Below are 23,223 nucleotides of genomic sequence, written 5' to 3'. Positions count from 1 at the left end.
AACTGACCCATGCAACCGGCAGAGCCGAACGCGAGGCGGCCCTCGAGATGATCAGGAAACGCAAGGTTAAACGCGGCGCCACACTTGGTGCCGACAAAGGCTACAATGCCTGGACCTTCAAGCGCGATCTGGAGCAGGCCGGTGTCAGGCCGCATGTCGCCCTGAAGTCCGAGACCGGGAGGTGCGGCCTGCCCATCAAGACCCCCGAGGGCTATGAGGTCTCCCAGCGCATCCGCAAAAGGATCGAGGAGATCTTCGGGTGGACGAAGACAACTGGCGGCTATGCCAAGACGAAGTTCAGGGGAAAGCGGCGCGTTGCCCTCGGCTTCGATATCGCCATCGCCGCCTACAATCTCGTCCGACTACCGAAGCTACTTGCGGGGGCCGCAGCATGAACGCCACCATCGCCGCTGCTATAGGTCAGCGCATAATCCGTAGAAAGATGGTCTATGCCGAAAGAGTGACCTCAATGCCGGCGGAAACGCGCGTCCCGACGCCAAAACGGCGAAAAAAAGTCTCACAGACCCCAAAAAATCTATACTCCACAACGTGCAAACAGGCTTTTTCAGCAGCCTGCTAGTGGCTGACGGCTATGAAATCCCGCTCCATCGCTCGCTGACCGAGCCGATCCTGATGGCGGGCGCGCCCCGCACGGCCGCCATCGCCATCGGGACGCTCGCCGCTGCTGTCGGCCTGGGCCTCCAGCTCTGGATACCGGGCCTTGTTCTCTGGGCGGTCGGGCATTCGGCAGCGGTGTTCATGGCGCGCTCTGATCCGGATTTCATGGCCGTTGCCGGCCGGAGCACGCGGCACAAGGAGCATCTGACATGCTGAACCTGAAAGAATACGCAGAGACCCTGGTCCTACTGGCCGACTACCTGCCCTGGGCCTGTCTCGTCGCGCCGGGCGTCGTCCTCAACAAGGATGGCAGCTTCCAGACCACGTTCCGCTATCGCGGCCCTGACCTCGAAAGCTCGACAGACGAAGAACTCGTTTCCGTGATGGCGCGGGTCAATAATGTGCTGCGCCGGTTCGGCTCGGGCTGGGCGCTGTTCTTCGAAGCGCAGCGCCATGAAGTGCATGATTATCCGGAGGCTGAGTTCCCCGACGCGCTGTCATGGCTCGTCGATCAGGAACGGGCATTACAAGCCGAAGAAGCCGGAACCCGGTTCGAAAGTGCCTACTATCTGACCCTGCTCTGGCTCCCACCCGCCGATGCCACGGGCCGGGCCGAGAAAGCCCTGATCCAGCGCGCCGAGACCGAAGACGCGGCGACCTGGCGTCATCGCCTGGAGACCTTCCAGCAACATGCCGCCCGCGTCTTCGATCTCCTCTCCACCTGTCTCGCCGAAATCGCAAAGCTCACCGATGACGAGACGCTGACTTATCTGCATTCGACGATTTCCACGAAGCGCCATCCGGTCGTGAGGCCCGAGTTGCCCGTCTTCCTGGACGCCATTCTCGCCGATGAACCCTTCGCCGGTGGCCTCGAACCCATGATCGGTGACGCGCATTTGCGCACGCTGACCATTCTCGGCTTTCCGGCCTCAACGCTTCCCGGCATTCTCGATGAGCTCAACCGGCAGGGCTTTGCCTATCGCTGGGCGACGCGGTTCATCGCGATGGACAAAGCCGAGGCCGAGAAAGTCCTCGGCAAAAAACGCCGGCACTGGTTCGCCAAGCGCAAATCGATCGGCGCGGTCCTGCGCGAGACCCTGTTCAATGAACAAGCCGCCCTCGTTGACAATGACGCCGACAACAAGGCTGCCGACGCCGATGCGGCTTTGCAAGAGCTTGGCTCCGATCTTGTCTCCTATGGCTATGTCACCACGACCATCACCGTTGCCGATCCCGACCGGCGCACCGTCGATGACCATATCCGAATTGCCGAGCGCATCGTGAATGGCCGCGGCTTTACCGCGATCCGCGAGACGCTGAACGCCGTCGATGCCTGGCTCGGCTCATTGCCCGGCCATCCATACGCCAATGTCCGCCAGCCGATCCTGCACACGCTGAACCTTGCCCATATGGTGCCGCTCTCGGCGGTCTGGGCGGGCGAGGAGACCAATCGCCATCTCAACGCCCCGGCGCTGATCCAGGCGCAGACCGATGGCACGACGCCGGTCCGGCTGAACCTGCATATCGGCGATGTCGGGCATACGCTTGTGGTCGGCCCGACCGGCGCGGGGAAGTCGGTGCTCCTGTCGCTGCTTGCCCTGCAATGGAAGCGCTATGAAGGCGCGCAGGTCTTCCTCTTTGAAAAGGGCCGTTCGGCCCGCGCCGCAACGCTCGCCATGGGCGGCGCACATATCGATCTCGGCGGTGCCCGCGCCCCGAGCCTTCAGCCGCTGAAGGACATCGACACCGGACACGGGGCGAGCTTTGCCGCCGACTGGCTGGCGGGCCTGTGCACCCATGAAGGCGTGGCCATGACGCCGGAGCTCAAGGCCCGGCTCTGGGAAGCGATCCAGTCTCTCAGCTCAGCGCCTGAGTCCGAGCGGACGCTGACAGGCCTCAGCCTGATGCTGCAGGACGAGACGCTCAAATCCGCTCTGCATCCGTTCACGCTGGAAGGCCCGCATGGACGGCTTCTGGATGCTGATCATGAAAGCCTCAGTCTCGCGGACACCGCCACCTTCGAAATGGAAGAGCTGATGCACGCCAAAGGCGCGGTGGTACCCGTGATCACCTACCTGTTCCACCGGCTTGAGGCCCGGTTCACCGGCAAACCAACGCTGCTCATCCTAGATGAGGCCTGGCTGTTCATGGATGATCCGATGTTCGCGGCGCGCATCCGCGAATGGCTGAAGACCCTGCGAAAAAAGAACGTGTCCGTCGTGTTCGCCACGCAGAGCCTGGCCGACATCGCGAACTCAAGCATTGCGCCAGCGCTCGTCGAGTCCTGCCCGACACGGATATTCCTGCCCAATGAACGCGCGCAGGAACCGCAGTCCCGCGAGACCTATCACCGGTTCGGCCTCAACGCCCGCCAGATCGAACTGATCAGCCGGGCCACCCCGAAGCGCGATTATTATCACCAGTCGCCGCTGGGTGCGCGCGTGTTCGACCTCGGCCTCGGGCCGATCGCGCTCTCGATCTGCGGTGCGTCCTCGCCCGACGATCAGGCCATGCTCGACCGCATCTGGGCCGAGACGGAAGGCGACGGGTTCGCGGCCTGCTGGCTGATCGAGAAGGGCCTGCCCTGGGCGGCTGAGCTGCTCACCCGCTGGCCCGGACATGCGCCGGAGTCCGAAGCGCACGCGCCCTTCAATCCCGCCCACATCCTCGCAGCCGAATAGGAACCCCCGATGAAACGTCTTCTCTCCTCCGTCCTCATCTGCGCCGCGCCGCTTTCTATCCTCATCGCGCCGCCAGCTTCGGCCCAATGGACGGTCTATGACCCCGCCAATCACATCCAGAACATCTACCAGGCCGTCCGCTCCCTTCAGGAGGTGAACCAGCAAATCCAGCAGCTCACCCATGAGATCGAGATGCTGGAGAACATGGCGCGCGATCTCGAAGCGCTGCCTGACAGTATTGGACTTGTACCGGTTTTGTGCCGGTCACTTGAGAGTTAAACACTCATACAAGGAGACCGAAGAGATGATGAAGCATACAGAAGATTTCAAACAGGAAGCGGTTCGCATTGCGCTGACCAGTGGATTGTCCCGGCGGCGTGTGGCTGCTAATTTGGGTGTCGGATTGTCGACGCTGGGCAAGCAGGTGACCGCCGAACTCAACAAGGGTGAGGCGCGCAACACTCTGGCCCGGGCCGTTGCCTTCCACCGCCTTGGCCGGTTCCGAGATCGGGGCCAAGAAAACCAGCAAACTCGCGCTGCCGCGCTCAATCTTGTGACGGCGGCAATCATTTTGTTCAATTGTCGATATCTCAACCGGGCCGTGGGCGCACTCAACCTCCGCGCAATGCCTGATCATGCAGAGGCGCTGCGGCAATTGTCCCCGCTGGGCTGGGATCATATCAATCTGACTGGCGACTATGTTTGGTCTGACGTCGGCAATTTTGATGATGATGGGCTTTTACCGCTGAAAATCACCGCAAAGTGATCAGCTTGCATGGCCCTTCCGTGAATCTGTGTCCCAATAATGCACTGAGGCCTCCAGGGGGATGGTTGGCTGGTCGACGAGCCGGTCGGGCAACTGTTGGGACAATGCCGCGATGGAGAGCTTCTTCTCCTTGCTCAAGACCGAGCGGATCGCGCGGAAAGTTTATCGCTCGCGCAACCACGCTAGGGCCGATGTGTTCGATTACATCGAATGCTTCTACAACCCCATCGGCAGGCACTCGACCATCGGATACAAAAGCCCCATCGACGTCGAACGCGAAGCCGGTGTAGCATGAATGAGCCTATCTCCGTGTCCACCAAACGGCAGCAGGCCACAACTGGGCCTGCGGGCAAGACGGCGGTCAATTGACAGCATGCGCGCCTGCGCGTCATACGGAACAGAAGGGCGCGTTGCGCATAACACGCCGGGGCCGCTAGGAGAAGAATGCAACATGCTGCAAGGATTGATGCAGGACGCACCGTTGCTGGTCAGTGGTATATTACAATATGCCGCCCGCGCGCATGGCGAGCGGGAGATCGTCTCGAAGCTCGTCGATGAGTCCGTCTGGCGGTATGACTGGCGTAGCTGCGACCAGCGTTCGCGCCAGGCGGCGCAGGCCCTTGGCGTGCTCGGTGTTGCAACGGGCGACCGCGTCTCCTCACTCGCCTGGAACACGCACCGCCATCTCGAACTCTTCTATGCGATTCCTGGAATGGGGGCCGTTCTGCACACCGCCAACCCGCGCCTCAGCGACGAACAGATCGCCTTCACTATCGAGCATGCAGGTAGCCGTGTCCTATTGTTTGAACCTAATCTTGCCGAGCTCGTCGCACGGTTGCGCCCTCTCCTCCCCGGGATCGAGCATTATGTCCTTCTCGCCGAGCGCGCAGCTTTCGTGCCGGATCTTGCCGACGCGTTGAATTATGAGGCCTTGCTAGCGCACGAGGACGGCGCCCTCGCATGGCCGAGCTTCGATGAAAAGGCGGCCGCCTTTCTTTGCTATACCTCGGGGACGACAGGCGACCCCAAGGGCGTCCTCTACAGCCACCGCTCGATCGTTCTCCATGCCATGGCGGCCGGCCTCAGCAGCGCCTTCGGATTCAGTGCTTTCGATGTCATCATGCCGTGCTCTTCAATGTATCACGCCACCGCATGGGGTCTGCCCTTCACGGCTGCGATCAACGGCTGCAAGCTTGTGCTTCCGTGCGACAAGATGGACGGTGCCAGTCTTGCCAACCTGATCAACGAAGAGGGCGTCACCTTTTCGGGCGGCGTGCCAACGATATGGACGATGTACCTCGCGCACCTTGATGCCACGGAGAAAGGCGTCGGCAATCTCAAGCGCCTCGTGATCGGCGGCTCGGCCGTGCCGAGGGCAATGGCCGAAACGTTTCGGACACACTATGGAGTCACCGTGCTCCAGCTCTGGGGCATGACCGAAACCAATCCGCTCGGGGTGATTTCGACACCCACCCCGCTCCTTATGGCTGAAGGTGACGATTTCGCGATCGATGTTCTGCTCAGCAAGCAGGGTCGCATGCAGTTCGGCATCGAACTGCGCATTATCGATGATGGCGGCGTGCCGCTGCCATGGGACGGCGAGCAGGCTGGCGCGCTTCAGGTGCGCGGACCATGGGTCGTCGACCGCTATTTTCCCGATATTGAAGGCGTCGGCAGCGATGGCTGGTTCGACACCGGCGACATCGGCACGATTGACCGCTTTGGCTTTCTCCGGCTGACCGATCGCGCGAAGGACGTCATCAAGTCGGGCGGCGAGTGGATCAGCTCGATCGACCTCGAAAATGCGGCGGTTGGATATCCCGGCGTCCGGATTGCAGCCGTTATCGGCGTCTATCATCCAAAATGGGAAGAACGTCCCCTTCTCGTGATCGAAACACATGAGGGCCAGGTCGTTACCGCCACCGACATTCGCGCGCACCTAGAAACGAAGGTTGTTCGCTGGTGGCTGCCGGACGACATCCTGTTTGCAAAAGTGCCGCTTACAGCGACCGGAAAGATCGACAAAAAGGGCTTACGCGAAACGTATCGCGACCACCTTGCCTAGGCGAGGTCACATCCGGCAAGGCCATATAGAATAGAATTCAACGCCTACGGGCAATAGCCCGCTTCTCTTTTTTCAGTAGCTTCTTGGCAGACCAAGGACATGTTCAGCGACATGGGACAGGATCATGTTCGTGCTAATCGGGGCCACTTGATACAACCGGGTTTCACGTTACTTGCGCTCAATGTCATATTCGACAGCAAAACCAAATCCGCCATGGGTCTGGATGCAGGCTTCACCGGCAGCCCAGCTTGCCTCTGCAGCGAGCATTTTTTAGATATTGGCTTGCTCGCCAACATTTTCGCCCGCCTCATATTTGCGCAGCCCGTCATGCACCATCAACTCGGCGGCGCGCATTTGTACGTAGGCGCGCGCGATAGGAAATTGCACACCCTGATTCTGGCCGATAGGGCGACCGAAAAGAACGCGCTCATTCGCGTAGGCCGTTGCCTTGTTGATGAACCATTTAGCATCGCCCACGCATTCCGCAGCGATCAGCAAGCGCTCGGCGTTCATGCCTGACAGGATGTATCGAAAGCCTTTGCCCTCATCGCCAATCAAATTTGCGACAGGTACGCGTAAGTCCTCGAAGAAAACTTTGGTGGTCGCGTGGTTCATCATCGTTTCGATGGGTCGTATGGTGAGGCCATTGCCGATCGCTTCGCGCATATCGACGAGGAACACCGAGAGCCCCTCGGTGTGCGACGCACCTGATCTTGCGGCGTGGTGCGAGCGAGGAGAATCATCAAGTCCGAATGTTCGGCGCGGCTGGTCCACAGTTTCTGCCCGTTGATGATATAGTGATCGCCATCCCTTTTTGCGGAAGTTTTCAGGCTTAGTGTATCCGTGCCACTGGTCGGTTCGGTTACGCCAAAGGCCTGCAGCCGCAATTCGCCGCTCGCAACCTTGGGAAGATATTGTGCTTTCTGCGCGTCGTCCCCATGGCCGCATAGCTTACAATAAATGGCCTCCGACAATCCCGGGGCGGTTCAATTTACATGGATCAATTTATCCAGAGCGTGATGAACATCGGAAAGCCTTGATCATAGTTTTGGGATGTAGATAGGCGAATCGAACCGGAAATCGCTTCGCGCTCAGCAAGTGACATGACGCCCAGCTTTCCCCCAGCTGGGATTAGAGCCGAGCCACGTTGTCGCGCATGAGCGCTGTGTACCCCGTCAGCATTTTGGCTGCATCCGCTGTGCTAAACATCGCCATCCCTTTGACAAGTCCTGATAACGAGTCCAGCTTGTTTTAGTCGGCAAGGTTGGGTAGCGTCCCATCACGTGGTGTAATTCGTGCACGCCGTCTCGGCTGCGGTGATGGGTTCAGTTGCCCACGCCGGGCAGACTGAGAACAGGGTTATCGACGATCCTGGCGAGACTTTCCAGTGACATGTATCGCCGGGTGAGCGCCCATTCGTCGTTCTGCTCAAGCAGCAGTGCGCCGACAAGGCGGATGATGGCGGCATCGTTCGGGAAGATACCGACGACATTGGTGCGTCGCTTGATCTCCTTGTTGAGGCGTTCAAGGGGATTGGTCGAGTGGATCTGCGTCCAGTGTTCCTTCGGGAAGACCATGTAGGCGAGCACGTCTTCCTCGCTGGCGTCCATCAGTTCGGCGACTGAGTTGAAGCGCTCTCGCAGATTATCGGCAACACTGCGCCATTGTTCACGGGCTGCCTCCTGGGTCTCCTGAACGAACACCGTTTTCACCAGGGCGGCGACGGCGGCCCGGTGCGTCTTGCCGACACGGCCAAGCACATTGCGCATCCAGTGCACCCGGCATCTTTGCTGGCTGGTGTTCAGCACTTTCGATGCGGCCGCACGCAGGCCTTTGTGATCATCGGCGATGACGAGCTTCACGCCGCGCAGGCCGCGTGCTGTCAGGGACCTGAGGAAGTCCTTCCAGAACGGCTCTGCTTCCGATTCGCCGGTGGCGAGGCCCAGAACCTCGCGCTTGCCTTCGGCATTGGCCCCGACAGCCACTATGGCAGCGGTCGAGACGATCCGTCCGCCCTGCCGGCTTTTGATGTACGTGGCGTCGATCCACAGGTAAGGCCACTCGCCTTCGATCGGGCGGTTCAGGAAGGCTTGTACACGCTCGTCGATCTCTTCGCACAGCCGGCTGACCTGGCTCTTCGATATGCCCGTGCCACCCATCGCCTTGACCAGGTCGTCCACCGCGCGCGTCGAGATGCCCTTGATGTAGGCTTCCTGGATAACGGCCGTCAGCGCCTTCTCGGCCGTTCGGCGCGGTTCAAGGAAAGATGGGAAGTAGCTGCCCTTGCGCAGCTTCGGGATATCCAGATCGATCCGGCCAGCCCGTGTGTCCCAGGCTCTCTCCCGGTAGCCATTCCTGTAGGTCTTGCGATCCGCGGAGCGGGCACCGGGAGCCGCGCCCGTATGCGCCTCCACCTCCATCTCCATCAAGCGCCCGGCTGCAAAGGCCAGCATGTCGCGCACCAGATCGTTGTCTGCGCTCTGGTCAATCAGCTCGAATAAAGCCAATCTGTCTTCGGTCATCGTGTGAGGTCCTTCTGGTTGAGTTTCGCAACCACAACCTCGACGGATTCGCGCACGATGACCTTCCTCAGGTCGAATTTACACCAAGTCCCGGGACGCTACCCAAGGTTGCCAGACATTTTCCCAAGCAGGGTCTTGACCGTGTCAAACTCCGTTGCGGAAATTCCTGCCAGTCGTTGCGCGTATATCGCGTCGGCCTCCGACCGAAGTGATGGAAGTATCTCGATAGCCTTGGGAAGCAGGTGCAGGCTCCAGACGCGCCGATTCCCTTCCATCGAACGCCGCTCGACAAAATGTGCCTTTTCCAACTGATCGATCACATGACCCACACTCGCGCGTTCACGATCTAGGTGTTTTGCAAGTTCGGTCTGGGTGAGTCCCGGTGAGCGGAATATATAGGCAAGGGCGCGCCACTGAGTGCGAGACAGGCCAAATTTTGCCACGGACGCATCAAACAGCTTGCGCAGTTTGCGCGGAACTTCCTCGACGAGAAAAACGATCTCGTCGGCCTCGGTCACATAGCTATCCTGGTTGATTTCGTCGCGCATCGAGGAGGCTCGCGCAATCGGCGATGACACGCGTCGGGCCGATGATCCGTGCCCGCTCGACGCTAGCGAGCGAACTTTAGGCAAGAAGGTGTTCGTGGCATCTTGCAGGGCCGATCATGCTCAATCAGTTTTTCGGTAACCATCAAGACTGCGACGCCCGCGACCGACGTTCAAAACCCAACCGCAGCGCTCAGCGTCAGGTCCCTGCGGCCGGGGTTGCCCCGGTTTTCGCGCTGGGCGGGATGTGTCTCCTCACCAGCAGCAACGCGATCACCGTCACGGCCATGGCGGCGGCCACTACATAATAGAAGCCCACCGGGCCGAAGCCGGACAGGGCCGCTGCGCCGATAAAGCTGCTCAATACCGCACCGACCCTGCCGATTCCCGCCGAAAGTCCAACCCCGGTTGCACGCAGCAACGTCGGATAGACGTGTGACGCGAGCACGTAGAGTACAACTTGAAGGCCTACGATACAGCCACCAAGCAGGGCCAGCGCCGTCAGGAGCAGCAGCTTTGGCGCGGCCGGGTCAAACCCCATGCGGCTCAACGCCAAAGCCCCCCCGGCACCGCCAAGCGCCATAATCACCATTGGCAACCGCGACCCGGTGAAAAGGATTATCCAGGATACCAGCACCGCAGCCACAATCGCCCCCACATTAAACGTCAGCAGGCCGCGGCTCGATGTCGGAAGGTCGAAGCCGGCATCGGCGAGCATGGTCGGAAGCCAGTTAAACGACATGAACACCGCCAGCAGGCAGCCAAAGAAGGCCAGCCACAAGAGCAATGTATCACGCAAGTAGGGAGGGCGGAGAAGGGTTGCCGCCGATGGCTTGTTGACACCCGATTCGGCGCGATCGACAAACACGGCGTCCGACGGCACGTCGAACCGCATCCTTTCGAAGATCTGGCGCAATTCGTTCGACCGTTCCGGCCGGGTCACCAGAAATCGTGGAGATTCCGGCAGCAACAAAAACAGCGCCAATGCCAGCACTAGCGGCAAGGCGCCCGCCACAGCGAACAATCCCCGCCAGCCCAATGCCGGAAGCGCTTCGGCAGAAACAAACCCGCCGACCACTCCGCCAACCGCCATGCAAACCAAACTAAGCGTAACCGCAAAACTGCGACGGTGTTGGGGCGTATACTCTGCAACCAGTGCGGTGACATTCGGGAGCGCGCCGCCCAGACCGATACCCGCAATAAAGCGGAATAGTCCCAGTGTCGGCAAGTCATTGGCGAAAGCGATTGCGCCCGTCATTGATCCGAAGATGATTGTGCTGGCCAACAGGGCTATCTTGCGTCCAAACTTGTCGCCGATGATCCCGCCGATTGTGGCGCCTATGGTCATGCCGATCAGGCCGATCGCCAGCACCGGCGCAAGTTCTTCCTTGGTCAGGTTAAGGTCGGGCAGCATCGCCGGGGCGGCAAAACCGAGCGCCAGCGCATCGAAACCATCGAGCACGATCACCAGGGAGCACAGCAGAAGCACCAGCTTCTGATAGGGCGTCCATGGCGATGTGTCTGAAGCAAACCCCACGTCGAATTCGGGGGGACCAGCTGGGATTGCATTAGGGGGCACACCTCCCCCAATCTCTTTGGCACTCATAATGGACATCCTCGCCGTTGCTGTTTTCGCTGGTCTACATGGTTGAGCAAAATTGCGCCAGCCTGCCGAACGCCCCTTTGCTTGCTTCCCAAATACGCTTCGTCAGCGGACTTTCTCCGTTCGAGCTTCCTGGGGATGATGCTCCGCCCGGTCGATTGTTCCAGCACCGTAACCAGCCCGCGCTGCCGATTGGCGGTCCTGTGCCTTGTGATCGGCGCAGTGCGGAAGGCGGGAGCGCGTGCAGCGTAGCGCCTGTCCATGAGTAGAGGCCAGCCTGACCGATCGCGGCGAGAGGCCGTTCGCAGCCGTAGGGACGGCAGTGATCTGATCGGGCAGCCTGTCGGGCCATCTATTATTCAGCTGGCTGCAATGCCGCGTCTTTTTCCTGGCGGTAGGCCAGATGGGACTCCATGTTCTCCGGCTTGACCCCAAAGGCTGTCTGTCGGCTGATGTTCTGACGGTTGATCTCATCGAACTTGATGAAATAGGCCTTATGCATCCTGTAAAAGGGAATTTCCGGATAGAGATGATGGATGAGATGGTAGTTCTGATAAACCAGCAACGGTGTCAGCAGCCATTCCCATCCGTAGCGCATCGTCGTCGCCATATAGGGCTCTTCATCCTGTGCAACCATCGCCGGATAGTGCGGCAGAATCACGAAAACGATCGCAATCAGGAACAGCGTGATTCGCGAGGGCAGAAACCACAACATGAAGAGTTCGAAGCCGTATCCAAAATAAAGGGCCGCTACAAACAGCGCGAGCAAGACCGAGTAAAAAGCGACGAGTTCCTTGCCGTGCTTTTTGCGAACATTCTGGCCGTACTTGAAAAAATAATAAATATAGGCGCCGTCAAACATCGTCCAGCGAAACGGCACCTGCCACCATGACGACTCGTGTTCGAAGCGATCAGGGTCTAGTGGGCCATTGGCATAGCTGTGGTGTTTGTTGTGCACCCACCGCAGAAGTACCATCGGGGCATATGGGAACAAGAAGAAGAGGCCGATCGCTCCGATCGTCTCGTTTAGCCATTTGACCCTGGAAAGGGACATATGGGCCGCATCATGTATTACGCTGAAAAGCAGATAGGTGATCAGGCCGTTGGCGATGGTGCCGAGCCAGATAGGTATCTGCCCCGTCAATGCCAGATACCAGACAATTCCGATGCCACCCATCGAGGCAACGAAAAGCAAGAAGGTCGGCAGCGCCAGTAACGGTGCCCTTCGCAACTGCTCGAAATACTCTTCCTGGTTTTTTGGAAAAACACTCGCAGCCATACCACATCTCCCAAATCTTAATTAACCCATGGGTTCAGCCATCGCGGTTTGGCGTTCCATGTTTTGTGTTCAATTGCTCGTTGCACAATTGTGCGGACTATAGACGCATGTTGTATAATATACAACTCTTATCCTGAAATGACATGGCAATCAGGCAACCCCGTTGAACGCCCGGCGCCCATACTAAACCGCCCAGGGATTGTCGGAAGCGATTTTTTAAAGTTACACGGCCATGCCGACGTTGGTCAGCATGGCATAATATTTTTGTTCGGCAAGCGGGGCTCAAATGTCAAATCGGCTCCCATAGGCAAACACTTGTTATCGTTCAAATTATAACAACTAAGGGCCTGAATGACGCCGGGCCCTTCTGTTGCGGCCGAAGCACTAGTTACCGGTTTGGCGGAAAATATCCGTCGCTTCGGCTGACCACCTGATCAAATCGGATAGACCAGATATCGCGGAAGTACTGAGGTATCGAGCTCAGCGCGCCTCGATAACAGCTTCAGTTCGCCATTCTTGTCTTGCCGAACAGTATCGAGATACTGCCCTGCCGCCAGCACTTGGGTGATACCGCTGTCTTTAGGCGTCATGAACACCGAAAAATTTGATCGCATTTCCAGGGTGGTTGCATCAACGCGATCAAAGCTGGTGAGCTGGACGAAATGGCGGGTTCGATAGTCCTGAAAGGTGCCAGCCCAGATGTCGTTCACGAAGGTGACGCGATCCTCGAGCCTGGCGCGGCAGTCGTCGTACATGAATCCAAGGGCGAGTCCGTGCTCCGAATTTTCCGCCGAACGGCAGTAGTAGGCGGCAGCCTCCTCGTCCGCGTAATTACCAAGCCACCCCGGCATATCCTTGCTGTCGAGCGCGTGAGCATCAGCCAGCAGCAGGGCGTTAAGCGCCGCTTCGAGCGATGTATCTGTCTGCATCATACTGTCGCCCTTTCGAAGCCCATGACCGAACGGTAATATTCCCAGCGCGGAAGATTGCCGCTCTCGTCATTCTGAAGAAATTCCGATTCCAGCTTCAAAGGGTCATGTACTCCCTTCTGGAAGATGGCCGACCCTGGTGTGTGGTTTCCGATGTGGATGCGGTGAAAGACCGAAGCATCCTCCATGCTGATCAGGCCGCACGGGCCGAGCAGGTTGGAACTTTGCCGCAGGCGATGGCGAACCATGTCCTCGTCGTCATCCTGATGGGCGAAATAGGCATAGTGGACTTCAACCGTCTCCGCATCGATCGGTGTAGCGAAGCGCAAGTTGATGACGTCAAGATGCTTCGTCGAAACGAAGGTTGGAAACAGCGAGACGATCCGGGATCCGACCGCCGGGTCCTGCCCTTTGAACTCGATCAGCGACTTGTCCTTGAGCACGGAAGGCCCGGTTGCCACAGAAAGGGCCGATTCGAAGCAGATGTGGCCGCGGTGCGTTGCCGTGTACTGGCGACCCTTGCCGCCTTGCCAGTTGAGCATCTTGAACGCCTGATGCAGCAACGGAGCATGATAGCCATCGTTATCGGTATACGACTTCCAGTTCGTATCATAACGGACCTTCTGGTAGCCAAGCAGCTTGAGCCGCCCGTCGCCCGCAAGCAGCTCGCGCAAGCAATTCTGCGAGTCGCCCAGATATTCAAGCAGCGGCTCGGTTTCCGCCGAAAGCGTCACGAATATCAGGCCAAAATAGATGTCGAACCGCGGCTGGGCAAGCGGATAGTCAGCTTTGTTGAAACCGGGCAGAAATTCCCGTGGGTTAGGACACCCGACCAGGTCACCCTTCGAATCGAACAGCCAGCGGTGGTAAGGGCATTCGAATTCGGTCTTGTTGCCCATGATCGCCGTCTCGAGCTGATTGCCGCGGTGCGAGCAAGCGTTGTAGAACACCCGCACCACGCCCTCGACGTCGCGCCCGATAAGCAGCGGTACGCCCGCCAACCGGAAAGTCTTGAAATCTCCTGGGTTGGGCAATTCGCTTTCATGGGCGACCGGGTGCCATTCGGTGCCGTGAAAAATCCGTTTGACCTCCTCCGCATAGATGTCCTTGCGAACAAAGGCTTCTTTAGGAACTTCATTATAGTTTTTCGGCCACGACAGGTTAATCTCCGTCATCTGCTCTCTCCCAAATTATCGCGCTGATATCATTTCTCAGATTCGAGTGCTTTGCCGAGCTCAGCCCACATTCTGCCCGACTGGCGCGCGCCTTCGAGGTAGGGTTCCGGGCAAAGATGATAAGGCGGACGGGCCGGGCCGGCATTCATCCACCCGCCGGCATTCATCCGCGCCTTTTCAAGCGCGATGTTGTAGGTCGAGAATTCCTTAAAGCTGCCGTTAGGGAACAGCGGCGCTGCCGTTGGGCCGAGCTGGCCCATAAAAGCCCGCGCCGCGCTCCAGTCGCCCGTCGCGCGCGCTTGCGACACGAGGTCGCGCAGCGTAGTTGTCACCAGCGGATGACACACGGCACCGCTGGACCAGAAGGCGTCGATTGAATCGTCCATACGGGCTGCACCATAATAGTCGAAGTCGATCGGCAGCAGCTTGATGCGACCGCGAACTGCCGCAAGGTCTGGCAGCAGGGTGCCGACACCGATGTACTTCGCCGTGACGACCTGCGGAAGCTCGGCCACCTGTGCCCAGAATGAACGTGGAAAATCGAATTTGAAAGCTTCGGGATTGGCGTAGATCGCAATGTTCATTTCAGGGACGGCTTCAGCGACATCCTTGTAGAACTGCACGGCAACGTCGAGGCTGGGAGCGCACCACATCGGGACTCCCAACATAGTGCCATCCGCACCTATATCGAGCGCCTGCCGGGTTAACGCGACGGTATCGCGGGTGTTGATGCAGGTAGTTCCGACAAAAATCGGCACCCGGCCAGCCGCAGAATCGACCAATGCCTTCATGAAATCGAGCTTTTCATCGTGGGTCATGGTCGCCGCTTCCCCAAGCGTGCCCATGCTTAGAATTCCGTTAATTCCTGCGTCGATAAGACCGTTTACCACGCGCGCGGTCTCATCGAGATCCACCGTTTTTGTCGCGCGCCAATCCGAGGCATTGTCCTTCGCCGGAGTGGGAATAATTGCCCATGCTCCTTTGATGTCGGCTGGGGCCATAAGTGTACGCGTCATCTTCGTCGCTCTCCTAGAATTTACGTCAGGTGATTGTTGCCGCAGTGTCCCGGCGTTCTGCATTGTGTAACGCTTTTCCTTGCATGACATAAAGTGCGGATATATACAAGATCGTCCTTCGACCTTGCGTATTTTTCAGGAGTTCGGGAAAGAGGAGCAGACTGACCATGCCTATATGCAGACGGTTCGAAAACCAGGTAGCGGTTGTGACAGGCGGAGCTCAAGGTGTCGGGCTGGCCACCGCCCAGCGCCTGGCGGAAGAAGGCGCGACGGTGATCGTCGCTGACCGCGCAGCTCAAGCCACGCAGGATGCGGTCGACCGGCTGCGGGCCGACGGCGCGGACGCCCACGCCGCCATCTTCGACCTTGAGCAATGCGAGGGAGCGACCGAACTTTACCGGACGGTTTCCGATCAATTTGGCCGGATCGACGTGGCAGTCCACAATGTGGGCGGCACGATTTGGGCCAAACCCTATTGGGACTATACACCAGACGAGATCGTGGCAGAAATTAACCGCTCGCTGTGGCCGACTCTTTGGTGCTGCCACGCAGTGGTGCCCTATATGCTCGCGGCCGGGCGCGGTTCGATCGTCAATATCGGTTCAGTGGCCACACGCGGCGTGAACCGGGTGCCCTATGCCGCCGCCAAGGGCGGAGTCGCTGCGCTGACCGCTGCCCTGTCGCTGGAACTGGAAACCAGCGGTGTCCGAATCAACTGCGTTGCGCCGGGGGGTGTCAATGTTACCCGGGTCACGCCGCGCGATCCGGCGCCAATGAGCGACGCCGTCAAGGCGGGCTTTGCCGGGGTGATGGAGCAAACCATGCGCGACACCCCGATGGCCCGTTTCGGCGAACCCGAGGAACTGGCCGCCGCAATCTGCTTTTTTGCATCGGAAGAAGCGTCGTACGTTACGGGACAGACGCTCTTCGTCGCAGGCGGCGGTATCGGATAGGCCGGTCCCGCGGCGCTGCCATCCATCAAGCGGTCTGTTTAAGCAGCTCACGTAATGAAACATCCGCATCGGCAAGCCGGTCCGCACTGGCGATCACCCGCCGTTCGACCAGCCGTTTGCCAATTCCCATGTCGGCAGCGCGGTTGACAGTCAGGACTCCTTCAATGGTATTCCCGGAGAGGAAGAAAGCGACGAATGCGTTGCTTTCGACGTCGCCGCGGACGACAATCTCGGCTTCTACCGGAATTTGTCCGCAGAACTGGATGTTCAGATCGAACTGGTCGCTCCAGTACCACATCGGCTTGCAGTAATCGACTTCGTGGCCAAGCATTGCCAAGGCCGCAGCCTGGGCTTGGTCGGCCGCGTTTTGGTACGTTTCCTGACGGAATCGACCACCAAAAAACCCGTCCTGTTCGGCCACGTCGCCGGCGGCGAACACTATTGGACTACTGGTTTGGCAACGACGATCGACGACGATCCCGTTGTTTACAGTCAACCCGGCATCTATCGCCAGCGACGTTGCAGGAATGATTCCCACGCCGACTACGACAGCGTCGCAAGGGATGAGGGTGCCGTCGTCGATCTCTACGGCGGAGACGCGACCGTCCGCGAACTTGAACCCCGTGACGCCCCGGTTGAAATAGGTCCTGACCCCACGCTTGCTGTGCTGCTCACCCAGCCATAGGCCGAAGCGCTTGCCCAGCGCCCGTTCCATCGGCGCCGCCAGCGGCTCTATCGCGGTTACCTCGCAGCCCAGCTTGATCGCGCTGGCTGCCACTTCAGCACCGATCACCCCCATCCCGACAATAACGACCCGCGCCCCTTGACGAAGGTCGAGTGCCATCCTGGTGGCGTCGTCGCGGGTGCGCAGATAATGGACATTGGCACAATCGGCTCCCGCTAAATTGAGTTTGCGGGCATGCCCGCCGGTCGCCAGCAACACCTTGTCGGCGGTGACCAGCGGCCCGCCGGACAGGCGCACTCCGCCCGCATTCAAATCTAGCGCTTCAACACGCGTGTTGAGAAGCAGGTCGATCCTGTTTTCCGCGTACCAGCCCTCATCTTGCAAGAAAAAATTATTCGGAGCCTCCGCCGTATTCCACAGAAGTTCTTTCGAAAGAGGTGGGCGTTCATAGGGCCTCAACGGCTCTTCACCGATAAGGGTGATCTGACCGTCAAACCCCGCCTGCCGAAGTGCTTCCGCCGCTCGCCCACCAGCAAGATTCGCACCTACAATCGCTACCGAATGCACTCGATTTCTCCCAATTTCACGAACGCCGCCATACCTTTATCCTTGCACACTCTGTTAAGGTTTGTGTTGCACAATATACAATATGTTGTAAATCCGTCAATATCTGTCATTTCGAATTTTCTCGATACGGTATGCCAGTTGCCGACGCGTCAGCCCCAATTCTCTGGCCGCTAGTGCAACGTTACCGCCGGCGGCTTCGACTGATGCACGAACGATCGCATCTTCGATCGTCGAAAGCGTTTCGCCGTTCTGGCGAAGCAAGCCGACCAGCTGGTCAATCCCAGACGACTCTTCGGAGCTCGGCTCCGCGCCGACCACACGGCCATCCTGAGCCAGGGTCAGACTGCTTGGGATGAGCGCCCTGTTCGATCCAATGAAGAGGTGCCGTAAATCGATGGCACCAGTTTCGTCGGCGAGCAGCACGGCACGCTCAACCATCCGCTCCAGTTCCCTGACATTGCCGGGATAGTCGTGCATCAGCAGCGCATTGATCGACCGCGCCGTGAAGCCTTCTACGGTACGCCCGTGACGCTTGGTATATTTGGCGCGGAAGTGCTCCATTAATCCCGGGATGTCCTCGCGCCGCTCTCTCAGCGGCGGAACCCAGATCGGCAGTGTTGAAAGACGGAAGTACAGGTCCGGACGAAATGTCCCCGCAGCGATTGCCGCCTCGAGATCGATGTTGGAGGCGGCGATCAGGCGAACGTTTACCTGGATGGTCTTGGTACCACCCACACGTTCGAATTCGCCTTCCTGGATGGCCCTCAGAACCTTGCTTTGCGCCAGGGGTGACAGCATCGAAATCTCGTCGAGAAACAGCGTACCACCGTGGGCGAGTTCGAAACGTCCTTGCCTGTCGGTCATGGCGCCGGTGAAAGCACCCTTGGCCACACCGAACAGTTCGGCCTCGATCAAGCCTTCAGGAATTGCTGCGCAATTCAGCGCGACGAAAGGCGCGTCGCGGCGAAGGCTAAGCCGGTGCGCCATCCTGGCGAACACCTCCTTGCCGACTCCCGTCTCCCCCAAGAACAACAGCGTGGCATCGGTCCCTGCAGTCCGCTCGATCAAGTTGCGCACCGCGTGGAAGCCTGCCGATACTCCAGCGACGAATTGGTCGTCCTGACTCTTGAGGCCGCTTGAATCGATTTGAACCACTGCCGTTTCGACATCGTCCAGGCTTGGCCACTCGGCTTCAGGCTTGCCATGGAGCAGGCAGGCCCGATGCCCCATTCCCTTGCACTCGATTTCACGCATGATTATGGGCTGACCCGCGAAAGTGCTTGCAAAGCCGCTGGCAAAACCAGTTTGCAACCAACACACAGGATCGGTGCTAATGCCATCGGTCGCGAGATGGATTCCGGCTTCAATCGAATCGTGGACCAGAAAACGACCATCGAAATGCCCGTTCTCGGTATCGGTGTCCAAAGTTTCGATCTCGGTCCAGCCGAACCCGGTTACTGCATGGGCTTGAGGGCCGACCGCAAAGGCATCAAGGAAACTGCTGCCGGGCCTTAAATGCTTTGCTTCGACTGCGCAACGCGCGCCTTCGGCGAACCCTATCTCCCAGAATAGTCGGCGAGCGCTGACTAAGCCCAGTTGGACAACTATTTCGTTCCGCAACATGACTAGCGCAGAATTACTCAGCAATACGCAGCGCTCGCTGTCACGCCAGATGCGGCCCTGCTCGGGCGAAAAACGGAGCCGGCTGGTAAGGTCGGTGTACGCGGGGAGATGCTTCATGCCTTATCATAACAAAAATGTACACTGTGCGCCACAACATCATCCAGCACTCGACAAATATGTCAAACTTTAACGGGGTTAAAAGTAGAGATCTTTTATATATGCACGAGATTCCTTGACTTTTGAATTTGGCACAGTTTATGCATGATATAAGCAAAATTCTGGACATGGCTGACCGAAGGAAATCTGCGGCGGCGACTCGGAGGAGAGGACGCAGATGGATGTTTCCGACCTGGTCGATACGACGACAGGCCGTCAAAAGCGGACGATCTACTCGAACGAGGAGCTCTACAAACAGGAGCTTGAACGCATTTTCGGTCGCTGCTGGCTGTTCCTCGTTCACACCAGCCAGATCCCCAAAGCTGGTGACTATTTCCGCACCTTCATGGGCGAGGACGACGTCATCGTCATTCGCCAGAAAGACGGATCGATCAAAGCATTCCTCAACAGCTGCACCCACCGCGGGAACCGCATTTGCCGCGCCGATCGCGGCAATGCCAAGGCCTTTACCTGCAATTATCATGGGTGGTCGTTCGCGCCAGACGGGTCGCTCGCCGGGGTTCCGCTGGAAAACGAGGCCTATTTTGGCGAACTGGACCGCAGCAAGCTGGGCCTGGTTCAGGTAACCCATGTTGCCGAATACAAGGGCCTGGTCTTCGGCTGCTTCGATCCAGATGCGCCCTCGCTCGAGGATTACCTTGGCGATGCAAAATTCTTCCTCGATGTCTGGCTGGATGCGATGCCAGGCGGAACTTCGCTGCTCGGCGAAACCCAGAAGATGGAGCTGGGCAGCAACTGGAAGCTGCCGGTTGAGAATGTCTGCGGCGATGGCTACCATCTGGGTTGGGCGCATGCCGGAGCGATGTCGGCCGTCCAGTCGATGGACCTTGCCGGTCTCAGCGTCGGCAATTCGAGTACCAACCTCGAAGGCGGGCTTTCCGTCGCCGGAATGAACGGCCACATGGCGCTGACCTCGCTCGACGGGATTTCGGGCTACGCCTTCTACCCCGAACCGAAGCCCATGATGGATTATCTGGAGGCCAATCGTCCCACGGCGATCGAGCGGTTGGGCAAGGTGCGCGGCGAACAGCTGTGGGGTTCGCAGATCAACATCACGATTTTCCCCAACCTCCAGTTCCTGCCAGGCCTGAACTGGTTTCGGGTCTATCATCCCAAGGGTCCGGGCAAGCTCGAGCAATGGACCTGGGCGATGGTGGAAAACGACATGCCTGACGAGATGCAAGCAGCAATCCTTGACAATCAGTGCCTGACCTTCGGGCTTGCGGGCCTGTTCGACAATGACGATGGCGACAATCTAGCTGCCTGCACCGAACAGTCGCGTGGCTGGCGGACGGCGCAGATGGACGTGTTCACTAACATGGCGCTCGGCCGTTCTGGGCCGCGCGATGGCTTTCCTGGCGACATCGCAGCCGGATTGGTGAGCGAGCACAACCAGCGCTATTTCTATCGCCGCTGGCAAGAACACATGCAGGCTGAAAGCTGGGCCGAGGTTCCCACCTACAACATCAACTCGCTCTCCGTTGAGGAGCCTGAGAATGCTTGAAATGAACCCTGCCCCGGTCCTGGTAGAGGATATGATCGCTCTGACGCAGCGCCTGTATCACGAAGCGCGCCTGCTCGATGCCGAACGCTTCGAGGACTGGCTGGAGCTGCTGTGCGACGATGTTACCTACCGAATGGACCTCAAACGGCGGCGCTTCCGGGCAGATCGGTCGCCGCCGGCAGCAGTCGGCGCTGGCGTTGTTTTTAACGAGAACATCGCGCGCCTTAAACTCAGGATCGATCGCCTGCGCTCGGGATATGTGTGGGCCGAGGATCCGCCCAATTTCGTGCGCCGCGTCATATCGAACGTCGAAATCGAACCTGCGGATGCCGAAAACGAGGTGATCGTACACTCGGTGATCGTTATTCATCGCAACCGCATCGACGGCTTGGCGCGTCAATTTACTGCGGGGCGCACCGACCGGTGGCGCCATGGCACGCAGGGCTGGTGCCTCGCTGCGCGTGACATCGCGCTTGACCATGCGGTGCTGCCAGACAGCAACATCAACGTGTTTTTCTAAAATGAAGTTACAAAGAAGTTAATGGGAGAGAAATGATGCGCATTGAACGGATGGGCCGCGAGCCAGAATTTTCACAATACATGGACCTCAAGGAAGGCTGGCTCGATCGCCGGATCTTCAGCGATGCCGAGATTTACGAGGAAGAGCTGTACCGCATCTTCGCACGGTCCTGGCTGTTCGTGGCCCACGAGAGCCAGCTGCCCAAGGCGGGCGATTTTCTAACCACCCATATGGGCGAAGACGGCGTGATCGTCGCGCGTCAGCCCGATGGCTCGATCAAAGTCTTCCTGAATTCCTGTCCGCATCGCGGCAACAAGGTGTGCTTTGCCGACGCCGGAAACACCCGCCGGTTTGTCTGCAATTACCACGGCTGGGCCTTTGATACCGGCGGTGAACTGAAAGGCATGCATGAGGAATATTGCTACGACGAAATCGATATTGATCGGAAAAAGAACGGCTTGAAGCAGGTTGCCCGGGTAGCCGGTTACAAGGGGTTGGTGTTTGCGACCTTCGCCGAAGACGGTCCGAGCCTGGACGCGTGGCTGGGCGACTTTCGCTGGTACCTCGACATGTTGCTCGACAATGAGGATGGCGGCACCGAATTGATCGGCGGCTGCATCAAGTCGGTGATTAACGCCAACTGGAAGTTCGGCGTCGAGAACTTCATCGGTGATGCCTACCATGCTGGCTGGACCCATGATTCCGGCTGCCGTTCGATGAACAATGGCGAGCCTTTCCCGCCGGTCGACATGGAAAATTCCTACCATGCCAGCGTCAACGGCCACGGGTGGGAATTCGGCACCGAAGGGGTGGGCGATCTCTTCCTCCTGGGCCGACCGAAGGTTATGGAATACTATGAAAGAATCCGGCCCAAGATGGCCCAGCGGCTGGGTGAGATGCGCTCCCAAATCTTCGGATCGGTCGCCTCCGCGTCGATTTTCCCCAACGTGTCGTTCCTTCCTGGCATTTCGACCTTCCGTCAGTGGCAGCCCAAGGGACCAATGGAGTTCGAACTCAAGACCTGGGTGATCGTCAACAAATCGATGCCCGATGACATCAAGGATGAAATTACCAAGGGGGTCATGCAGACCTTTGGCCCAGGGGGCACGTTCGAGATGGACGATGGGGAAAACTGGAGTAACTGTACCACGGTCAACCGCGGCGTAGTGACCCGCCACGAACGCCTGCACTACCGCTGCGGCATATCGCGCCAGATCGAGCACGATACGCTGCCGGGCATCGTCTATCGCGGGCAGTATAACGACGCCAACCAGCGCGGTTTCTACCAGCGTTGGCTCGATATGATGGAAGCCGACAAGCTGGATGCAATGCCCGAGCGCCCAGAACCGCGCCTGACAGGCGTTAGCGAGACGCGCGACGTTCCCGGCCTGTTCGCGCTTTGAAAGGAATCATTACTATGACAAAGAACGCCACGTTCGAACGCCCGCAGACGGGCCAGAGCGCCTCGCTCGAACTGACGCACGCCTTGACCCAGACCGTCTATCGCGAAGCGCGCATGCTCGACGATGAGAACTATGTCGGTTGGGTCAAGATGCTGGCCGACGATTTGCTCTATCATATGCCCGGCATTGAAACGCGCTATCGCCGCGACAAGACCGACCAAGTAAACGATCTGACCCGGATGGCCTATTACAACGACAATCTGGAGGAGATCAAGAAACGGCTTTCGCGGCTGGAAACCGGTACGGCCTGGTCCGAGGATCCGGCCACGCGTTACACGCACATCATCACCAACGTTGAGGTAGAAATGACTGAGAAGGAAGGAGAATACCAAGTCTTCTCCAACTTCTACGCCTATCGCAATCGCAATGAGCGTGAGGAAGACTCGCTGATCGGCAACCGTGTCGATATCTGGCGCGAAGCGGGAGCTGCATTTCAGCTGGTCAAACGGCGAATCATACTCAAGCATAATGTCCTGCTCAGCAAAAACCTGAACATCTTCCTTTAGGGATGCGGCGGCACGAAATGCGAAGC

General features: G+C 58.7%; 19 protein-coding genes and 3 pseudogenes. 12 read left to right on the top strand and 10 right to left on the bottom strand.

What is annotated here, in order from left to right; all coding sequences use genetic code 11:
• The 7 genes and pseudogenes from VR74_RS05975 to VR74_RS05945 all read left to right on the top strand — a co-directional run.
• Window positions 1-395, top strand: a 395-nt coding sequence (locus VR74_RS05975; RefSeq protein ID WP_045695155.1) for a transposase, incomplete at its 5' end; no start/stop codon positions are given.
• A 184-nt stretch (window positions 396-579) separates the two neighbouring features.
• Window positions 580-834, top strand: coding sequence for a VirB3 family type IV secretion system protein (locus VR74_RS05970; RefSeq protein WP_084146418.1), 255 nt, complete (start codon window positions 580-582; stop codon window positions 832-834).
• Window positions 828-3,299, top strand: a complete 2,472-nt coding sequence (gene trbE / locus VR74_RS05965; protein WP_035540771.1) for a conjugal transfer protein TrbE — start codon at window positions 828-830, stop codon at window positions 3,297-3,299. Before VR74_RS05970 ends, trbE begins: the two co-directional genes overlap by 7 nt.
• 9 nt (window positions 3,300-3,308) lie before the next feature.
• Window positions 3,309-3,578, top strand: coding sequence for a hypothetical protein (locus VR74_RS05960; protein WP_051625027.1), 270 nt, complete (start codon window positions 3,309-3,311; stop codon window positions 3,576-3,578).
• Between the two features lie 139 nt (window positions 3,579-3,717).
• A pseudogene (locus VR74_RS05955) lies at window positions 3,718-4,065 on the top strand (Tn3 family transposase); the annotation flags it as partial.
• A gap of 73 nt (window positions 4,066-4,138) precedes the next feature.
• Window positions 4,139-4,360, top strand: a pseudogene (locus tag VR74_RS05950) (IS3 family transposase); the annotation flags it as partial.
• A gap of 156 nt (window positions 4,361-4,516) precedes the next feature.
• A complete protein-coding gene (locus tag VR74_RS05945) occupies window positions 4,517-6,130 on the top strand; it encodes a long-chain fatty acid--CoA ligase (RefSeq protein WP_199285889.1) in 1,614 nt (537 codons plus the stop codon).
• A gap of 72 nt (window positions 6,131-6,202) precedes the next feature.
• Here VR74_RS05945 and VR74_RS21530 read toward each other — a convergent pair.
• From VR74_RS21530 to VR74_RS05905, 8 genes and pseudogenes are all read right to left on the bottom strand, one after another.
• Window positions 6,203-7,071: pseudogene (locus tag VR74_RS21530) on the bottom strand (acyl-CoA dehydrogenase family protein); the annotation flags it as partial.
• A gap of 384 nt (window positions 7,072-7,455) precedes the next feature.
• Window positions 7,456-8,652 (bottom strand): IS256 family transposase, encoded by a 1,197-nt coding sequence (locus VR74_RS05935; protein WP_045695154.1) that lies wholly within the window; start codon window positions 8,650-8,652, stop codon window positions 7,456-7,458.
• A 98-nt stretch (window positions 8,653-8,750) separates the two neighbouring features.
• Window positions 8,751-9,200 (bottom strand): MarR family transcriptional regulator, encoded by a 450-nt coding sequence (locus VR74_RS05930; RefSeq protein ID WP_035540749.1) that lies wholly within the window; start codon window positions 9,198-9,200, stop codon window positions 8,751-8,753.
• Between the two features lie 196 nt (window positions 9,201-9,396).
• A complete protein-coding gene (locus tag VR74_RS05925; RefSeq protein ID WP_162174885.1) occupies window positions 9,397-10,803 on the bottom strand; it encodes an MFS transporter in 1,407 nt (468 codons plus the stop codon).
• A gap of 352 nt (window positions 10,804-11,155) precedes the next feature.
• Window positions 11,156-12,079 carry a fatty acid desaturase gene (locus VR74_RS05920; protein ID WP_035540747.1) on the bottom strand — a complete coding sequence of 308 codons (924 nt, stop codon included), beginning with the start codon at window positions 12,077-12,079 and terminating at the stop codon, window positions 11,156-11,158.
• 434 nt (window positions 12,080-12,513) lie between these two features.
• Window positions 12,514-13,011 (bottom strand): aromatic-ring-hydroxylating dioxygenase subunit beta, encoded by a 498-nt coding sequence (locus VR74_RS05915; RefSeq protein ID WP_035540746.1) that lies wholly within the window; start codon window positions 13,009-13,011, stop codon window positions 12,514-12,516.
• Window positions 13,008-14,183 carry an aromatic ring-hydroxylating dioxygenase subunit alpha gene (locus VR74_RS05910; RefSeq protein ID WP_035540745.1) on the bottom strand — a complete coding sequence of 392 codons (1,176 nt, stop codon included), beginning with the start codon at window positions 14,181-14,183 and terminating at the stop codon, window positions 13,008-13,010. Before VR74_RS05910 ends, VR74_RS05915 begins: the two co-directional genes overlap by 4 nt.
• Before the next feature lie 29 nt (window positions 14,184-14,212).
• Complete coding sequence (locus VR74_RS05905; RefSeq protein WP_035540744.1) at window positions 14,213-15,199, bottom strand: dihydrodipicolinate synthase family protein; 987 nt, start codon at window positions 15,197-15,199, stop codon at window positions 14,213-14,215.
• A gap of 167 nt (window positions 15,200-15,366) precedes the next feature.
• On the opposite strand from VR74_RS05905, the gene VR74_RS05900 reads away from it, so the two are divergent.
• Window positions 15,367-16,152, top strand: a complete 786-nt coding sequence (locus VR74_RS05900) for a 1,6-dihydroxycyclohexa-2,4-diene-1-carboxylate dehydrogenase (RefSeq protein ID WP_035540743.1) — start codon at window positions 15,367-15,369, stop codon at window positions 16,150-16,152.
• Window positions 16,153-16,177: 25 nt separating this feature from the next.
• Here the strand turns inward: VR74_RS05900 and VR74_RS05895 are convergent, their stop codons facing one another.
• A complete protein-coding gene (locus VR74_RS05895) occupies window positions 16,178-17,404 on the bottom strand; it encodes an FAD-dependent oxidoreductase (RefSeq protein ID WP_035540742.1) in 1,227 nt (408 codons plus the stop codon).
• A 96-nt stretch (window positions 17,405-17,500) separates the two neighbouring features.
• Window positions 17,501-19,144, bottom strand: coding sequence for a sigma-54-dependent Fis family transcriptional regulator (locus tag VR74_RS05890; RefSeq protein WP_035540741.1), 1,644 nt, complete (start codon window positions 19,142-19,144; stop codon window positions 17,501-17,503).
• Window positions 19,145-19,361: 217 nt separating this feature from the next.
• On the opposite strand from VR74_RS05890, the gene VR74_RS05885 reads away from it, so the two are divergent.
• From VR74_RS05885 to VR74_RS05870, 4 genes are read left to right on the top strand one after another with little or no spacing between them, the layout of a single operon-like run.
• The gene (locus VR74_RS05885) at window positions 19,362-20,708 is read left to right on the top strand and encodes an aromatic ring-hydroxylating dioxygenase subunit alpha (protein WP_035540740.1); all 1,347 of its coding nucleotides are present in this window, start codon (window positions 19,362-19,364) and stop codon (window positions 20,706-20,708) included.
• On the top strand, window positions 20,701-21,228 hold the full coding sequence (locus VR74_RS05880) for a 3-phenylpropionate/cinnamic acid dioxygenase subunit beta (protein WP_035540738.1): 528 nt from the start codon (window positions 20,701-20,703) through the stop codon (window positions 21,226-21,228). Before VR74_RS05885 ends, VR74_RS05880 begins: the two co-directional genes overlap by 8 nt.
• 35 nt (window positions 21,229-21,263) lie before the next feature.
• A complete protein-coding gene (locus VR74_RS05875) occupies window positions 21,264-22,631 on the top strand; it encodes an aromatic ring-hydroxylating dioxygenase subunit alpha (protein WP_035540736.1) in 1,368 nt (455 codons plus the stop codon).
• Between the two features lie 14 nt (window positions 22,632-22,645).
• On the top strand, window positions 22,646-23,197 hold the full coding sequence (locus VR74_RS05870) for a 3-phenylpropionate/cinnamic acid dioxygenase subunit beta (protein WP_035540734.1): 552 nt from the start codon (window positions 22,646-22,648) through the stop codon (window positions 23,195-23,197).
• Window positions 23,198-23,223 lie beyond the last annotated feature (26 nt).

The sequence above is a fragment of the Hyphomonas sp. BRH_c22 genome (assembly GCF_000961795.1).
Lineage (GTDB): Bacteria > Pseudomonadota > Alphaproteobacteria > Caulobacterales > Hyphomonadaceae > Hyphomonas.
Note: the sequence above shows the minus strand (reverse complement) of the source record. Positions and strands in the feature narration are given on the sequence as shown.